General features: G+C 72.2%; 16 protein-coding genes. 10 read left to right on the top strand and 6 right to left on the bottom strand.

Going from position 1 to position 16228, the window contains the following annotated elements; genetic code table 11:
* Positions 1–68 precede the first annotated feature (68 nt).
* The 5 genes from SOM35_RS03640 (at position 69) to SOM35_RS03620 (ending at position 4793) form a co-directional block, all read left to right on the top strand.
* The gene (locus tag SOM35_RS03640) at positions 69–1145 is read left to right on the top strand and encodes an amidoligase family protein (protein ID WP_320514416.1); all 1077 of its coding nucleotides are present in this window, start codon (positions 69–71) and stop codon (positions 1143–1145) included.
* Complete coding sequence (locus SOM35_RS03635; protein WP_320514415.1) at positions 1142–1855, top strand: response regulator transcription factor; 714 nt, start codon at positions 1142–1144, stop codon at positions 1853–1855. The genes SOM35_RS03640 and SOM35_RS03635 overlap by 4 nt, the downstream gene beginning before the upstream one ends.
* Positions 1845–3047 carry a sensor histidine kinase gene (locus SOM35_RS03630; protein WP_320514414.1) on the top strand — a complete coding sequence of 401 codons (1203 nt, stop codon included), beginning with the start codon at positions 1845–1847 and terminating at the stop codon, positions 3045–3047. Before SOM35_RS03635 ends, SOM35_RS03630 begins: the two co-directional genes overlap by 11 nt.
* Before the next feature lie 98 nt (positions 3048–3145).
* Positions 3146–3874 (top strand): SDR family oxidoreductase, encoded by a 729-nt coding sequence (locus tag SOM35_RS03625; protein WP_320514413.1) that lies wholly within the window; start codon positions 3146–3148, stop codon positions 3872–3874.
* Between the two features lie 46 nt (positions 3875–3920).
* Positions 3921–4793 carry an MBL fold metallo-hydrolase gene (locus SOM35_RS03620; RefSeq protein WP_320514412.1) on the top strand — a complete coding sequence of 291 codons (873 nt, stop codon included), beginning with the start codon at positions 3921–3923 and terminating at the stop codon, positions 4791–4793.
* Between the two features lie 13 nt (positions 4794–4806).
* On the opposite strand, the gene SOM35_RS03615 is transcribed toward SOM35_RS03620, so the two are convergent.
* Entirely contained in the window at positions 4807–5628 is an 822-nt protein-coding gene (locus SOM35_RS03615; RefSeq protein WP_320514411.1) for a GNAT family N-acetyltransferase, read from the bottom strand.
* A gap of 128 nt (positions 5629–5756) precedes the next feature.
* Positions 5757–6386, bottom strand: coding sequence for a TetR/AcrR family transcriptional regulator (locus tag SOM35_RS03610; protein WP_320514410.1), 630 nt, complete (start codon positions 6384–6386; stop codon positions 5757–5759).
* Between the two features lie 96 nt (positions 6387–6482).
* Between SOM35_RS03610 and SOM35_RS03605 the strand changes: the two genes are divergently transcribed.
* Together SOM35_RS03605 and SOM35_RS03600 are read left to right on the top strand one after the other, a co-directional pair.
* Positions 6483–7229 carry an SDR family NAD(P)-dependent oxidoreductase gene (locus SOM35_RS03605; RefSeq protein WP_320514409.1) on the top strand — a complete coding sequence of 249 codons (747 nt, stop codon included), beginning with the start codon at positions 6483–6485 and terminating at the stop codon, positions 7227–7229.
* 47 nt (positions 7230–7276) lie between these two features.
* Entirely contained in the window at positions 7277–8470 is a 1194-nt protein-coding gene (locus SOM35_RS03600) for an MFS transporter (RefSeq protein ID WP_320514408.1), read from the top strand.
* A 58-nt stretch (positions 8471–8528) separates the two neighbouring features.
* Here SOM35_RS03600 and SOM35_RS03595 read toward each other — a convergent pair whose 3' ends face one another.
* Entirely contained in the window at positions 8529–9698 is a 1170-nt protein-coding gene (locus tag SOM35_RS03595; protein ID WP_320514407.1) for a TDT family transporter, read from the bottom strand.
* A 96-nt stretch (positions 9699–9794) separates the two neighbouring features.
* Here SOM35_RS03595 and SOM35_RS03590 point away from each other — a divergent pair, with 96 nt between their 5' ends.
* Together SOM35_RS03590 and SOM35_RS03585 are read left to right on the top strand one after the other, a co-directional pair.
* Complete coding sequence (locus tag SOM35_RS03590) at positions 9795–10670, top strand: LysR substrate-binding domain-containing protein (protein ID WP_320514406.1); 876 nt, start codon at positions 9795–9797, stop codon at positions 10668–10670.
* A gap of 345 nt (positions 10671–11015) precedes the next feature.
* Positions 11016–11753 (top strand): DUF4232 domain-containing protein, encoded by a 738-nt coding sequence (locus SOM35_RS03585; protein WP_320514405.1) that lies wholly within the window; start codon positions 11016–11018, stop codon positions 11751–11753.
* Positions 11754–11885: 132 nt separating this feature from the next.
* Here the strand turns inward: SOM35_RS03585 and SOM35_RS03580 are convergent, their stop codons facing one another.
* Entirely contained in the window at positions 11886–13649 is a 1764-nt protein-coding gene (locus tag SOM35_RS03580; RefSeq protein WP_320514404.1) for an acid phosphatase, read from the bottom strand.
* 252 nt (positions 13650–13901) lie between these two features.
* Positions 13902–14129, bottom strand: coding sequence for a hypothetical protein (locus SOM35_RS03575; RefSeq protein WP_320514403.1), 228 nt, complete (start codon positions 14127–14129; stop codon positions 13902–13904).
* A 51-nt stretch (positions 14130–14180) separates the two neighbouring features.
* Here SOM35_RS03575 and SOM35_RS03570 point away from each other — a divergent pair, with 51 nt between their 5' ends.
* On the top strand, positions 14181–14477 hold the full coding sequence (locus tag SOM35_RS03570; RefSeq protein WP_320514402.1) for a hypothetical protein: 297 nt from the start codon (positions 14181–14183) through the stop codon (positions 14475–14477).
* A gap of 620 nt (positions 14478–15097) precedes the next feature.
* Here SOM35_RS03570 and SOM35_RS03565 read toward each other — a convergent pair.
* On the bottom strand, positions 15098–16216 hold the full coding sequence (locus SOM35_RS03565) for an acyl-CoA dehydrogenase family protein (RefSeq protein WP_320514401.1): 1119 nt from the start codon (positions 16214–16216) through the stop codon (positions 15098–15100).
* Between the last annotated feature and the right edge of the window lie 12 nt (positions 16217–16228).

Genomic DNA, 16228 nt, shown 5'->3' with positions numbered 1-16228 from the left:
CGGCTGGACCGAGCCGGTGTCGCGTCGCTCACGACGCGGCACCGGCTCCCTGCACGGAGGAACCGACGATGCCCGTCCTGCACCGACGCATCGGCTTCGAAGTCGAACTGCTCGCCCCGGAGGGCTCCGACCGGCGAGCCCTCGCACACCGGGTCGCGGCCGCCGTCGACGGCCGGGTGTCCGCCGTCTTCCACACCGACTCGGAGCCCTCGCTCGTACCCGGGATGGGACAGTTCTGGCACCTGACCCCGGGCTTCGACGTGCACGACGCAGCCGGGGCGCTGCTCGCCTCCTTCGTCGACGACATCACACTGGTGGCCGACATCCGCGACGCAGCTCGACCCGCCGGTGTGCCGAGCACCGCCGACGGGTGGTTCCGGGTGCTCTCCGACGACCCGCGTCTGCTCCGGCTCGTCACCCGCCACGAACGCGCCGACGTCGTGTTCGACCGGCTCCTCGACACGACCGCCGCCCTCTTCGGGACCGAGGTCGACGTGCTGGGACCCGTACGCCGCCTCGACGACCGGTCCGGCGCCACCGTCGCACTGGCGACCGCGCTCCCTCGTGGTCGCGACCGGCCGTGTGAGATCGTCACGGCCCCCGTGACGGCGGACCACCACGCCACCCTGGACCTCCTGCTCGGACACGCCCGTGCCCTCGGGTTCACCGTGCCCGTCGAGGCCGCGGTCCACCTGCACTTCGACGGACGGCCCTTCCGCGCGGTCGGCCCGTTCACCAACCTCGTCCGGCTCTTCGCCCTCTGGCGCGCAGAACTGTGGGCCGCCCTCGGGACGAACCCCGCCGCCACGAAGATCCGCCCCCTGCCGCCGGAACTGCTCGGGCTGACGGAGGCGGGACACGCCTGGCCCGCCCTGCAGGACGCAGCCCGCAGTACCGGTCTGAGCAAGTTCTTCGACCTCAACCTGACCGCGCTCCTCACCGACGAACCAGCCCGGGACACCGTCGAGGTACGGATCCTGCCCGGGTCGGCCGACGCCGACGAGATCGTCGAGCGCGCCCGGCTCGTGGAACAGCTGCTCGACCGCTGCCTCGAAGCGGAGCCCGTCCCGCCGCCGCCACCGGGAGGCGGGGACCTCCATGCGCTCACCGGGGTCCGGCACACGTCGTCGGCGGCACCCGAGTGAAGGTCCTGCTGCTCGAGGACGACGAGCCCCTCGCCGTCGAGGTCGAGCGCGTCCTCCGGCACGCCGGGTACGCGGTCGACGTCACACACGACCTGGAGAGCGCCGAGATCGCGGCGGAGTCGAACAGCTACGGCTGTCTGGTGCTCGACCGCAGCGTCCCCGGTGGTGACGGCTCGGCGCTGGTCGCCACCCTGCGCCGTCGCGGGGACCTGACCCCGGCCCTCCTCATCACGGCCAGGGACGGACTGGCCGACCGCGTCGCCGGCTTCGACCTCGGCGCCGACGACTACCTCGTGAAGCCGTTCGCCGCCGTCGAGCTCATCGCCCGGGTGCGCGCGCTGAGCCGACGGGGCCAGGTCACCGTCCCCCCGGTCCTGGCAGGAGCCGGCATCCGACTCGACGTGCAACGGCACACGACACACCGGCACGGGACCCAGCTGCTGCTCCGTGCGAAGGAGTTCGCCGTCCTCGAGGAGCTGCTCCGTGCCTCCAGCGGTGTCGTGACGCGGTCGGACCTGATCGAGCGGTGCTGGGACGAACACCACGACCCGGCGTCGAACGTGGTCGACGTCGTCATCGCGCAGCTCCGGAGACGGCTGGGAGCACCGGACCCGATCCAGACCGTCCGCGGGGTGGGGTACCGACTCGTCGACGGCACCGACGACCGGCCGACTGCTGACGAGCCGCCGGGAGGCGACGGTGACGCCTGAACGGCAGCAATTGCGTCGGCTCCGGTGGCGCGGGACGGTCCTCTTCGCCCTGACCACGGCGCTGTGCCTGGTGGTCCTCGCGGTCATGGCGTCGGTCATCGACTCGCGGTCGCACACGCGCGAGACCTACCGCGAGCTCACCGGCACCGTGGAACAACTCTCGCGGTCGGCGGTGTCGTCGGGGCCGGACGTCCGCTTCGACTCGCAGGGCATCGAAGCCTGGACGTCGATCCCCGGTACGTTCGCCTACGTCGACCCGGACGGGATCGTGGTCGCGTCGCCGTCACAACGGGCGCTGCCGTCCTCGGCCGCGATCTCCGGCATGGTCGAGCGAGCCCGACGGAGCCGGGGCCCGGTCCGGTCGACGGCACCCGCCGTGCGGTCCGCGGTGCCGTTCCGCTGGGTCGCCCTGGCCGTCCCGTACAGCGACACCGTCGCCCTGGCAGGTGTGTCGGCGGCCCCGCCACCCGCACACCGGTCACTCGACCTCCTCCTGGTGCTGACCGTGGTCGGCCTCTGCACGCTCGGGACCGGTCTCGGACACCTCCTCTCCGGCATGGCCATGCGTCCCGCCATCCGCAGCATCGAGCAGCACGAACAGTTCCTCCGGGAAGCCGCCCACGAGCTCCGCACCCCGCTCGCGGTGATGCAGCTCGCGCTCGACGACGACCGATCGGCGTCGCCGACGTTGATCGCGACGCAGGTCGGCCGGATGTCCGACCTCGTCGAGCGCCTGCTCGACCGCGCTCGGATCCGCAGCGCCGACCCTGCCTCGTTCGAACTCGAGCCGGTCCGCTTCGACCAGGTGGTCGAACTCGCGATCGAGGACGTCGACGGCGCTGAGGACGTCCGTCAGGACCTACAGCCATCGGTCGTCGTCGGCCACGCCGAACTGCTGGCACAGGCGGTCCGGAACCTCACCGAGAACGCTGTGCGGCACGGCTCCGGTCCCGTGGCGGTGACGCTGCGCGGCCGGGTACTGGAGGTCACGGACCGTGGGCCCGGGATCGCGGCCGCCCGACGCCGGGACGTCCTGCAGGGTGGCCGGACGACCGCCGTCGGGTCCGGGACCGGGACGGGGCTCGCGATCGTGTCCTGGGTCGCGGCCGTCCACGACGCCGATGTCGTGTTCGGGGACGCCGAGCCCCACGGACTCCGCGTCACCATGACGTTCCCGGCGCCGGAGCCGTGACCCCGACCGTTCCCCGTGGTCCCACGGACGACCCGGCAGACCGGCGCGACGATGCTGGACCCGAGGCCGTACCCGGCGGCCTCCGGAGAGGAAGACCGATGGACAAGCCACGCATCGACGGCGCGACCCTGCTCGTCACCGGCGCGAACGGAGGCCTGGGCGTCGAGTTCGTCGGCCAGGCCCTCGACCGCGGCGCACGCAAGGTGTACGCGACCACCCGCTCACCCTGGTCGTGGGACGACGACCGCGTCGTCCCGCTCGACCTCGACGTCGACGACCCGCGCTCCGTCGAACGTGCCGCCGCTCGGGCGGGCGACGTCACCATCACGGTCAACAACGCGGGCACGGCCTCGCTGGAGTCGCTCTCCCAGGGCGAACTCGAGGTGTCCCGGCAGGTCGTGGAGACCAACCTGTGGGGGGCCCTCAGCGTGGCCAGGGCCTTCGCACCGGTGATGACCGCGAACGGCGGCGGCACGCTCGTGAACGTGCTCTCCGCTGCCAGCTGGGCGCACCGGCTCGGTGCGTACAGCGTGTCGAAGGCGGCGCTCTGGGCGGCGACGAACGTGCTCCGGCTGGAGCTCGCCCCCGTCGGTGTCCGCGTCGTCGGGGTCCACCTCGGGTTCACCCGCACCGGCATGCTCACCCGGTACGACGTGCCGCTGCCGCCGATGGGCGAGCCCGCCGACGTCGTCCGCCGCACGTACGACCAGATCGAAGCCGGCGCGCTGGAGGTGCTCGCCGACGACCGCAGCGTGGCCGTCCGACGGACCCTCGCCCTGCCGCTCGACGAGGCGTACCCGGAACTCGTGGACCTCGGCCTGGTCTGAGGAAGACGTCGCCCACCCCGCACCCGACCACCGACAGGAGCACCTCGTGACCGCCTCCCCCGCCCCCGCTGCCAGCCTCGACCTCGGCGGGACCACACTCACCTACCTGCCCGACGGGGCGTTCCGCGCCGACCCCGTCCTCGCCTACCCGGCCGGCCACGACGCCCTCCTGGGGGACGGCCTCGACGTCCTGGACGACGACGGCATGCTCGTCCTCAGCGTCGGGGCGGTGCTGGTCACCACCGGCGGACGACGGGTCCTCGTCGACGCCGGCATCGGTGACCGGACGATCCCCCTCACACCGCCCGGGTCGGACCGCCCGGCGAGCATGCACGGCGGCGGACTGCTCGACAGCCTCCATGCCGTCGGGGTCGACCCGGGCGAGGTCGACGCCGTCCTGCTCACCCACCTGCACGCCGACCACGTGGGGTGGATCGGCAACGAGGGAGCGAACCTCGTCCCGACCTTCCCGAACGCGGAGTACTGGGTGCACGACGCCGAGTGGGACTTCTGGACCGATCCGGCGCGCAGCGCGGAGGCCGTCGGTCCCCGCCCCCACGAGCTCGCCCTCATCGGCAGCCGCCGGCGGTCCCTGACGGCGGGCGCCGAACCCGTCGCCGGTGTGCGAGCCGTCGAGACCGCGGGACACACCCCGGGCCACCTCGCCTTCGCGGTGCAGGGCAGCCACACCCGTGCACTCATCGTCGGCGACGCGGTGCACTGCCCGGGTGAGGTCCTGCACCCCGGACTCGTCTGGGTCGGGGACCACGACCCGGCCGGGGCCGTTACCACCCGGGAGCGCATCGCGGAGCGCGTCGGGTCGGACGACGTGGTCCTCGTCGGGCCGCACTTCCCGGACACCGTGTTCCGTCGGTACCACCCGGCATCGGAGCGACCGCTCAGCGCCCTCCCGCGCTGACCGGTCCCGCCCCTCAGCGCTCGTCTGGTCCGTCCGGTGCCGACCACCGCACCAGGGTGTCCACCTGCCGGAACCCGAGCGACCGGTAGAGGGGCAGGCCGTCGTCCGAGCTGACGAGGGAGGCGGCAGCGGCACCGCGGGCGAACCCGTCCAGGACGACGCGCTCGGACACCGCGCGTCCGGCACCCCGGCGGCGCGCTCCGGGCACGACGGCGATGTTGTGGACCCCGACGACGTCGTCGGTGCGGATCCCGAGACCGGTGCCGATCGCGTGTCGCCCGGCGCGCACCAGGTAGCCCGTCACCAGCGGGTCGTCGAGCAGACTGCCCCCGAAGACATCGCCGAACGCGGTGGCGGGCACGTCGAAGCCGGCGGCGAGCGTCGCGGTGTACTCGACCCGGGCAACGGCCGAGACGGTGGCGACGGACGGCTCCCCCTCGGCATCCCCGGTGCCGACGGCGCCGGTGGCCCGGAAGTCGCCCGGCCGGCAGGCGAGGAACGGGTCCGCGTCGCGCTCGGTCAGGCCGTGGGCCGCCGCGACCCGCTGGACGGCACGCAGACGAGCCGCGTCGCCGGGCACCGATCCGCCCTGCTGCACCGTGATCGACCAGGGCCGGCCGACCTCGACCGCGAGCTCCGCCGCCCGCTCGAGATCGCGGACCGACCAGGCCGCGCCGGTCACCGTGATCGAGTTGAACGGCGCGAGGTCGGTGCCCGAGTCGGTGAACGCCAGCGAGCCGGCGCGGACGACACGTCCGACGGGGCTGGTGTCGGTCAGGTGCTCGAGGCCGTGGACGTGTCGACGGAGCAGGGCTGCGGTGGATGGCATGGTCATGCCGCGATGGTGTCGCGCACGCGCGGGACCACGCATCCGTGGCACCACGGGTCGGACGGGAGGCGCGGTGCGGGCCCGACCCGCGCCTCCCGTCCGTCAGCGGTGCCGTCCGTCAGCGGTGCCGTCCGTCAGGTCCAGTCGCCGTCCTCGGTGCCGAGGCGCTCGCGTCCGACCGGTGTGATCGGGATCGTCGCGAGGCTGGTGAGGCCGATCTGGAGCAGGGTCGCCCGGGGCAGGCCGACGCGGCCGAGCGTCGACATGCCCTCGATGACGGCGCAGAAGTACGTCCCGAGGGCCTCGGCGTCGGCGTCGGCGTCGATCTCGCCGGCGGCCTGCGCGTCGACGATGCACGCGACGTAGTCGGCGCGGATCGCGTCGAACGCGCTGGCGACGGCCGTGGCGACCTCGGCCTCGCGGCTGGACAGCTCGACCGCGGCCCGCAGGAAGAGCGACGGTGGCGCCTGCCCCGCACCGTGCTCGACCGCGGCGCCGACCAGCACCGTCCTGATGCGGACGATCGGGTGCTGGGCACTCTGCAGGCTCGCCTTGACGGCGTCGACCGCTTCGGCGGTGTCGCTGAGGAAGGCGCGCATGAAGAGCTCCTTCTTGCCGCCGAAGGCGTTGTAGAGACTCTGCCGGGCCAGGCCGGTCGCCTCGAGCAGGTCGTCGAGGGACGTCCCGGCGAAGCCCGTCTCGGCGAAGGTGCGGCGTGCGCGGTCGATGACCTCCGCCTCGTCGAACATGCGTGGTCGTGGCATCTGTGACCTTCCTCGAACTCGTTCTTGACTGAAGTGTCTATTATGTCGTAGCGTTCTGGACCAAGCAGTCAACAACACGATGAACAGGAGAACACCATGGTCGGGACACTCAACGGCAAGACCGCACTCGTGTCGGGCGGCACCTCGGGGATCGGGCTGGCGGTCGTCCGTCGGTTCGTCGCGGAGGGAGCGCACGTCTTCGTCACGGGACGGCGCCAGGAAGCACTCGACGCACTCCGCGAGGAGTTCGGCGACCACGTCACATCGGTGCGGGCCGACGCCACGGAACCGGCCGGCATCGCGGCCGTGTACGACGCCGTCGCGGCGCGCGGCACCGGACTCGACGCCGTCCACGTCAACGCCGGGGTCGGCGAGTTCAAGCCGCTCGCACAGGTGACCGCCGAGGACATCGACCGCACGTTCGGCACGAACGTCCGCGCCACCACCCTCACGGTCCAGGGGGCGCTGCCGTACCTGACGGACGGCTCCGCGATCGTCGTGACCGGCTCCTCGTCGGCATCCGGGACCGAACCCGCGTTCGGCCTCTACGGGGCGTCCAAGGCCGCGGTCGCGACCCTGACCCGCACCTGGGCCGCGGAGCTCGCACCGCGCGGCATCCGGATCAACACCGTCGTGCCCGGCCCGACCGAGACCCCCGGCCTGAAGGGCCTCGCACCGAACGACCCAGACGCGCTCCTGGCCGCCATCGCCAGCAAGCTGCCCTTCGGCCGCCTGCTCCTGCCCGAAGAGGTCGCCGCCGCCGTGCTGTTCCTCGTGTCCGACCAGAGCTCGGGGATGACCGGCAGCGAACTCGCCGTCGACGGCGGCAGCACGGTCGTCTGACCGCCCCCGGACGTCCCACGTCCACCACGACGAAAGAAGAACAGCTCATGTCCCGCTCGCACCAGAACGCCTGGCTCAGCGTCTCGTCCGTCGCCGTCGGGTCGTTCGGCACGGTGCTCTCCGAGTTCCTCCCCATCGGGCTCCTCCCGTCGATCTCCTCGGACCTCGGCGTCCGGATCGCGACCGCCGGACTGATGGTCGTCGTCACCGGGCTCGCAGCCGCGGTCGCAGCACCCGTGGTCACGGTCGCGACCTCCGGCCTCGACCGTCGGGTCGTGCTCATCGGCCTCAGTGCGGTCCTCGTCGTCTCCGACGTCATCGCGGCCACAGCCGGGGCGTTCGCCGTGCTGTTGGCCGCCCGCGTCCTCCTCGGCGTCGCCCTCGGCGGCTTCTGGGCGATCGGAGCCGGCATCGCGGTGCGGCTCGTGGACGCGTCCCGGACCATCCGCGCCACCTCCCTCATCACCGCCGGGATCTCGATCGCGACCGTCGTCAGCCTCCCGCTCGGTGCGGTCGTCGCAGCGACCTCGACGTGGCGGCTCGCGTTCGTCATCGGCGCGGGGATCGGTCTCGTCGCCCTCGTGCTGCAGTTGCTCACCCTCCCCGCGATGCCGGCCGAGCAGCGCGTGCGCCCGGCCGCGCTGACGGCGCTGTTCGGTGTGCCCCGTGCCCGCATCGGGCTGCTCGTGGCCGCGCTCCTCTTCGCCGCACAGTTCGCTGCCTACACGTACATCAGCCCGTTCCTCCACGACGTGGCGAAGGTGGACCCAGACGTGGTCTCGGTGGCGTTGCTGGTGTTCGGCGTGTCCGGCGTCGTCGGCAACTCCGCCGCCGGCGTGACGCTGCACCGGTCCGTCTCCGGCACGCTCGTCGCCGGTGGGATCGCGCTGGCCGCGGCCGTCGCTCTGCTGCCGCTCGTCGCACACCTGCCGGTGGCCGTGTTCGTCCTCCTGGTGGTGTGGGGGATCGTGTGGGGCGGCCTCCCACTCGGGCTGCAGACCTGGATGGTGCAGGCCACGCCGGCGGGTTCCGAGGCAGGACTCGCGATGTTCGTCACCACCATCCAGGTCGCCCTCGCGATCGGCTCCAGCCTCGGCGGCGTCGCCGTCGCCGCCGTGGGCATCGCCGTCGACTTCCAGCTCGCCGCGGTCATCGCGCTCCTCGGCGCCGGCGCCCTCGTCTGGCTGGGCGTCCGGACGGCCGGATCTGCCCGCCGGGGTGCGGCGGCGGCGGACCACTGACGCCCGGGTGCTCCTGGCTCGTCGCCGAGACGGGAGCGTCGCCCGGCGCTCCCGCTCGTCACCGGGACGGGAGCGCCGCCGGAGGCGGAGCGAGCAGGGCTCCGCTGAGGACGGAACCGCGGAACGTGCGGACCGCCACGACGGCCCACGCCGCGACGAGACCCGCGAGGAACACCACGGAGAGGACCTGGACCGCGACCAGGCCGGAGTGCAGTGCGAGCCCGTTCAGACCGGTGACGCACGTGCCGACCGGGAACGTGAACGACCACCAGGTGAGGCTGAACGGGAGGTGCCGTCGACTCGTCCGGACGGTGACGGCGAGTGCGATCACCGTCCAGAGCAGTGCGAACCCGAGCATGGCGAAGCCGTAGACCAACGCGAGGACCAACAGCGCCCGAGCGGTCCCGGCGTCGGTCGCGGACCGGGCGTTCTCGGCGAGCAGGTTCACGGCGGTGATCGACTGGCCCACCGGACCGAGGACGATCCACAGCGTGGGGACCATCGCGGGCGCACCGACGCCGTGGTGGACGAGCCGACCCCAGATGAGCCCGATGACGGCGAGCGACGCGACCAGGCTGAGCCCGAAGAAGCCGTAACAGGCCCAGAGCAGGGTGGCTCGGACCTGTCCCGCCGGTGCGTAGGGCAGCAGCAGTGCCCCGGTCGAGGCCGAGACCATCGGCGGGACGATCGGCATCAACCACCCACCGAAGGCCGCCTCCGGCGTCGAGCGGTACCGCGTGAAGGCGACGTACGGGATGAGGACCGCGCTGAGGAGCCCGGCGACCGTGCCGATGGACCAGAGGACCCAGTCGACCGTCACCGCCGCGTCGACGCCGATCCAGTCCTTGCCGAGCAGGAGTGTCCCGGCACCGACGGTCAGGACGGCCATCGGTGGAGCGCCGTAGAAGTGGCCGGCGATCGGGTTGCTGACGTGGCCACGCGCCGTCGAACGGTGCAGCCTCCAGTGCAACGCCGTGGCGACGGTCAGGGCGACGAGGAGCACCGCGGCCCCCGCCCAGACGATCGTCGCTCCGAACCGCAGGCCGGGGAACTGCCACGGCGAACCGGCTGCCGCCGTCGCCACGATCCCGGTCCCCATGATCGACGCGAACCAGTTCGGGGTGAGGTTCGAGACGATCAGTCCGGGGCGGTCGAGCTCCCGGAAGAACCGCCGTGGTCGCGGCAGCACGAGCGGCAGGGTGGGCGTCGGCGGAGTGGCAGCGGTCATGACGACAGCCTCCGCCGCTCTCGTCACGGCCGCTACGGCGGTCCGCTTGTCGGTGCACAATGACTCTTTGTGGGACGACGGCTGACCGATCGACGGATGGACCTCGACACCGTGGAGGTCCTGCGTGCTGTGGCGCGCGCTGGTTCCATCTCGACGGCGGCGGCCGGACTCGGTGTCACGCAGCAGGCGGTGTCCGCTCGTCTCGCGGTGGCGGAGCGGTCAGCCGGGACGGCGCTGGTCCATCGGAGCGCAGCCGGGTCCCGGTTGACGCCGGCAGGACTGGTGGTCCTCGAGCTCGCCGAACCGATGCTGGACGCCTCCGACCGGCTGGAAGCCGGGGTGCGGGCCTTGAGCGCACCGACCGGCTCCGTCACGATCGCTGCGTCCCAGACCATCGCGGAGATGCTGGTGCCGGACTGGCTGGTGCAGCTGCGCGTCGAGGACCCGGAGGTCCGGGTGCGGCTGGTCGCGGGCAACACGGCCGAGGTCCTGGCGGAGGTCCGTGACGGGAGGTCCGCGCTCGGTTTCATCGAGGGCCCGGACGTCCCCGACGACCTGGGTTCCGAGGCGATCGCGGTCGACGAACTCGTCGTCGTCGTCGCGCCCGGTCACCCCTGGGCGACCACGCCCTCGATCAGCGCAGCGGACCTCGGTCGGACTGCGCTCCTCGTCCGGGAGGTCGGTTCCGGCACCCGGGCTGTCCTCGAGCACGCGCTGGCTGCCGCTGGCTCTGCGCTGTCCACACCCGCGGGGGAACTCTCCGGCGCCGCCGTGATCCGAGCGAGTGCCCGGGCCGGGATCGCGCCGGCGGTCCTGAGTCGGCGCTCCGTGCAGAGCGACCTCGACGACGGACGGCTGGTCCGGGTGCCACTCGACGGACGACCGCTCCGGCGCACGTTCACGGCCGTCTGGGCGCACGAGCTCGACGGCGTCGGACGGTCGGTCCTGGCCGTCGCCCGCGCGACCAGCTGACCGGTCCGGCGGAGACCGGGGTGGGTCACCGGTCCCGGGGGCACCCCCGGGGGGGCCACGCACCCGCAGCCGCCGCGGTGGTCCGTGGATCCGGGCCTGAAGCGCCGCACGACGACGCCGGGTGCTGCGCCCGGGATCACGGGGCTCGACCGCGACCGAGCGCTGTGTCCGGACTGACACACGGCTGCCGCCGGCCGGTCACGTCCCATCGGCAGGGTCGTCCCCAGGGTGGTCGGACGGACACCGGCGCAATCAGTACCGGAACGGAACGATCATCCTCCAGGGCGACACGGGTCATCCCCGCGTCCGTCGCCCGGGTCGGACGACGGAAAGCACCCTGGCACCATGACCACACACCTCGCACGAAGCATCCTGCCGACGATCACCGTCGCGGCCCTGGCGGTCGCGCTCACCGGATGCGCCGGCCCCGGGAGTCCCGCGTCCTCGACCGCGCCGAGCACGCCGTCGGCCGGTCCGAGTGCGTCCACGCAGACGACCCCGCCCACCGTCACACCCACGCCCACGCCCGCGCCCGCGTCAGCAGCGTCCGGAGCTGCGGCCTCCGCCCCGGGCGGTTCGACATCCGCCGGCTCCACTTCGACCGGGCGCACGTCCGCCGGGTCGGCCTCCGGCAGTGCCGCGTCGGGGAGCCGGTGCGCCACCGCACAGCTCACCGGATCGATCGCGGACGGTGGCGGCGGTGCCAGCGCGGGCGCACAGCGCGTCGCGATCGTCCTGCGCAACACCGGGGCCAGGGCGTGCACCCTGCAGGGCTGGCCCGGAGTCTCCTTCGTCGGCGGCGGCAACGGCACCCAGATCGGCAACCCCGCCACCCTCGACCGTGCGACCCCGCACCCGACCCTGTCGATCCGTCCCGGTGGCGAGGTCCAGGCGATCGTGACCGTCGAAGCGGCCGGCAACTGGGACTCGGCGACGTGCCACCCCAGGGTCACGGACGGCTTCCGCGTGATCCCGCCGGGGTCCCGACAGTCGCTCTTCGTCGGCGCTTCCGGGTCGCTCTTCGAGTCCTGCGCGTCGACGAGCGTGCACCAGCTCACCACCAGCGCGCTCGCGGTGTTCTGAGCCGCAATGACGGCGACCCGGGACTTCGGTGTCGGGTGCCGCGGCTGGGTTCCCTCGCCAGCCGCGGGTTCCGCTCGGCGTCAGGGACTCGCAGCCGTCTCCGCGCGACCGGCCGGAGCGGACGCTCGCGCCTCAGCGGCCTCGGTGGTGCCCACGTCCCGCCGCGTCGGCCTTGACCAGGTGCAGTTCGTTGCCGTGACGTTCCAGCACGGGCTTGTAGCCGGCGGGCAGCCCGTCGACACGGACCGTGCGGAAGTTCGTCCCCTTGGCGATGCGGTCGGCCTTGATCAGGACGACGTCGTTCGCCAGCGCCGTGCCGTTGGCGACGTGCACCTGCAGCGTCCCGCCGAATGACGCGGTGCCGGCGACGCGCAGGACTGGTTGCCGCCCGTCGACGCTCAGCGACAACGTGGCGTGCGAGCGCTGCGTCAGGTCGCCGCCGATGCGGATCGTCCTCGTGCTCGCGTCGGCGAGTGTGCCGGCGACGGTCGTCACCGACCCCTTGCCGAGGGCGGCAGCAGAGTCAGCCGTCAGCGTTCCCTCGCGGACGGTGGTGCCACCGGTGTAGCGGTTCGTGCCGGCGAGCGCGAGGGCGCCGGTGCCGCGCTTGGTCAGCGACCCGGTTCCGCCGATGTCGTTGCGCCAGGTGTCGGCGGCGTCCAGGCCCTGCCCGGCGGCGTCCATCGAGACCGTCACCGGGCCGTCGAACGCTCCGTAGCCCGAGGCCGCCGATAAGAGGTCGAGTCGTCCCCACCCTTCCGCGTCGTCCAGGAGCGGGTAGCCCGACGGCAGTGCGGTCGTCCGGAGCACCTCCCGGATCTGGTCGTCGCTGAGGTACGGCAGGCGGGTACGGAGGAGCGCTTCGGCACCCTTCGGCACGGTGGCGGGGATCGTCTTCCCGCCGGACCGCGTGAACCCGTACGTCAACCGCTTGCGGTACTCGGCCTTGTCCGCCGCGTAGTCGTCGTCATCGACCGCACTCGGGGTGGCGTCGGCGAGCACCTTCTCGGCCTGCTGGTGGGCCTGCTGCTCGAGCTGCGTGTTGGCCGGGTCGTTCAGGACCGCTGCCGCCAGCGCGGTCGCGAGGACTCGTCCCCCCATGACGTCGAGGGGCGAGTGCATCCCCGCGACGATCCGGCTGTTGCCGATCTCCGAGCCCTCGGTGAGGAGCTCGGTGTACTTCTCCGGGTACGCGTACGCGAAGGCCAGGGACGACAGGTAGCCGGCGTTGGTGTGCCCGCTGGGGAACCCGCCGTCGGTCGCGGGTGTCGGCGACTCTTCCGGGACGAGCTGCGGCAGGACCTGCACATCGCGGCTCTGTCGGTACGGCCGCGCGTACTGGTAGTACTTCTTGGCGTTGCTCGTCGACGAGGAGTCGCCGCGCAGCGTGTTCACCAGCTGCACGACGTCGCCGAGGTCCGAATCGGTGTCCGCCCACGCGCCGTTCGCGTTGCCCTGGTCGACGTACTGCTTCATCGTGGCGTCCGCCGGGATCTCGTCGGGGATCGTCGTACCGGCGTGCGTCGCGGCCTTCACCGCGTCGGACAGGTCACCGAAACCCGCGATGGCCGAGTAGCTCTGGTTCCGTCGGTCGATCAGGTACGCCTCGTGCCCCTGCGCCGCCGTGCGAGTGCGTGTGGTCTTCGCTGCCTGTGCGATGTTCGAGTCCAGGATCCGCTGGGCTGCCGCATCGACGGCGACCCCGTTGTCCCACGTCGATCCCGGGTGCCACAGCTTCCCGAACTGTGACAGCACGCCGATCGCGGCGTTCCCCTCCGGTGTGGTGGCAGCCGGGGTGTTCGTCTTGTAAGTGTCGACGAAGTACCCGTAGGCGCCAGGATGTGGCGTGGTCCGCGACGGCGCCGCCGACGCTCCCGCGGGAGCGATCAACGACACGGCGCAGGCCACGGCCAGGACGCCCAGCACCGTACGGGCTCGACGCCTCGGGACAGCGATCAGGAACGGGCACATGGGTACCTCTCCGCTCGGAGCGTGGTCACACGGACCGGTGACACCGAGAGGAAGGGTCGCGGAGGCTCGTGAACCCGGGGTGGCACACACGTGAACCGCAGGCGTACGCCCTGCTGCGGGCCTCCGCCGAGGCACACGACGAGACCCACAACGGGACACGCGGAAGAGCCCCGATCATCAGAGCTCTCCCGCGGCTCCCGGGAACTCCAACGCAGCTCGTCTCAGGAGTTCCCACACAAGGGACGCCGGCACGGAAACTCGATTCGGCATCGCGAACGTGCACGCGCCACTTTCAGCGTCCTCGAACACCTCTGCAACAACCTCGTCATCGCTGCCGTGCAGTTCCACTGCCGTACCGTCTCGCTCTCCGACGAAGCTCGCGAGGAAGAATGAGTAGTCAGTCATCTTCTTCATTCCTTCGGCTCAGAGAAGCCCGGGTTGGTTGATCGGGGCGTCGTGTTCATCGACATACTCCGGTTGGGCGAGTCATGCAAAGCGCGCTCGCGCGGCCTCCGCAACGAGGTCGTCCTCGCCGAAGAGGAAGCGCTCGCGCCGCAGATTGCACCACCGGTGTGTCGCGTGGAGTTTGTCGAGTTCGCCGCCTCCACCGTCGGTCACGCGAACGATGTGGTCGACCGCCGGCGCGCGATCGTCGAACGGCAGCGCTTCGCGGTCGAGCGGGATCTGGCAGATCTGGCACACCCAGCCGTCCCGCTCAAGGACGATCGGCCGGTTTCTCGCGAACTCAGGTGACACCTCGCGCGTTCGCGGCTGAGGAGCCGGGCGAAGCCTTGGGGCAGCGTCCCCTCGAGCTCGTCGGCACGCCGAGCACCCACAGCCGACCGGCCGTCCGGACTCGTCGATGTGCTTTCGTCGGCAGCCCTCATGCAGGGCCGTGAACGCGGTCGAAACCGCTTCCCACTCGCCTGTGACGTGCGCGACGAACTGCTCGTCGAAGCTCAAGGCGATCTCTGCGTGGCATCCTTCGCAGCGGCCGGTGCGCGCCACGAGGTACAGCAGCCAGCACTCCCTCGTGCAGTGTTTCCGATTCCGCATGTGCGTCGGGTACTCGACGCCGCAGCCGCCGCAATGAAACGCAGCGAGCGGCGGGTCGGCCGCGAGAGGGCGGGGCATCGGGCTCCGATCATCGAACTAGCTCGTCATGAACGTACCGCCGCGACGTCGCGCCGCGATGCCCTCGAACGAACGAGATCAGCACGGTCGGGTGACCCAGAGAAGAAGGGTTGCGGAGGCTCGTCGACCCGGGGTGGCACACACGTGAACCGCAGCCGCACGCCCTGCTGCGGGGCTGGTCATCGGCATCGTGGTCGGTTGCGCGGTCTGGCTGACGATGTGCTTCGGCATCGTCTCGATCACGGATCGTCATCAGCGATGAGCGCGGCACCCGCTGCCGGGTAGCCCGTGGCCGACTGGTTCCCGTGCCGGAGTGCGGTGGCGCCGTCGCGCAGCACCCGCTCGAGCGCAGAGCCACGACGGAGGGACGCCGAACCGCCCAACGCAGCCGAGGCTTCGAGCACATCCGAGGCGACCTCGGCCGCGTGGAACATGCTCGCCATCGTCCGGGCCCGCTCCGGATGCGTGACCGCTTCGTCGGCGGTCCGCCGACGCTCGACCACGGCCGCCGCATCGAGCAGCCCGCCGAGTGCGGCTCGGAGCGAGGCGTCGGCGCGCGCGAGGCCCATCCGGTGCACCGGGTCGGCGCCCCGCCGTGGATCCTCCCGGAGCCGCTCGGCAGCGAGGTCGAGCGCGCCATGCGCGATCCCCAGGGTGACCGCCGAGACGCCCGGCGCCACGAGCAGCAGGGGCGTGAACCCGTCCGGCTCGGCGGAACCCGGTGCGGGACGCATGACGGTGACCAGATCGTCCGGGACGGCTGCACCGTCGGCGACGACGACCCGGTTGCCGGCTCCGCGGAGACCGGTTCCCTCCCAGTCACCCTCGATCCGGACCTGGTCGGCGCGCAGCGGTGCCCGCAGGACCGTTCCCGGCGCATCGCCGTCCTCGGCCAGCGCCCCGAAGACGAACCAGTCGGCCGTGTCGGCACCCGACACCAGCGGCCACCGCCCGTCCACCAGCCACCCCGTCGCCGTCCTCCGCGCTCGACCCGGCTGTCCGGCGTTGGCGAACCGAGGGGACCCGTTCCGCGCGCCGCTGCGGAGCGCGTCCCGCCCGGCCGGTCCGAGGAGGTCCAGAAGGAAGCCGAAGTTGCCGTTCCACACGCGCCATGCGATCGAGCCGTCGGCGCGGGCAATGCGCTCGTAGGTGCGGAAGACGGCGGGGAGGGGAACCCGGGGTGAGCCGGGCGGCGGAGTCGTGAGCATCTCGAACAGTCCGTTCGCCCGCAGCTCGGTCAGGAGGTCCGCGGGGACGGCAGCGTTCTCGTCGATGGCGGGGGCGGCGTCCCGCAACCGGTCGAGCAGCCGGACGGTGCCGGGGAGGTCATCGACCTGCAGGGGTGTGTGCGTGCGCATGCTGCGACTGTA

Origin of the sequence: Curtobacterium sp. CFBP9011, assembly GCF_034045095.1 — a bacterium.
In the GTDB taxonomy this organism is placed as follows: Bacteria; Actinomycetota; Actinomycetes; order Actinomycetales; family Microbacteriaceae; genus Curtobacterium.
The sequence above is the reverse complement of the archived record's forward strand: the minus strand, read 5'-3'. Positions and strand labels throughout refer to the sequence as shown.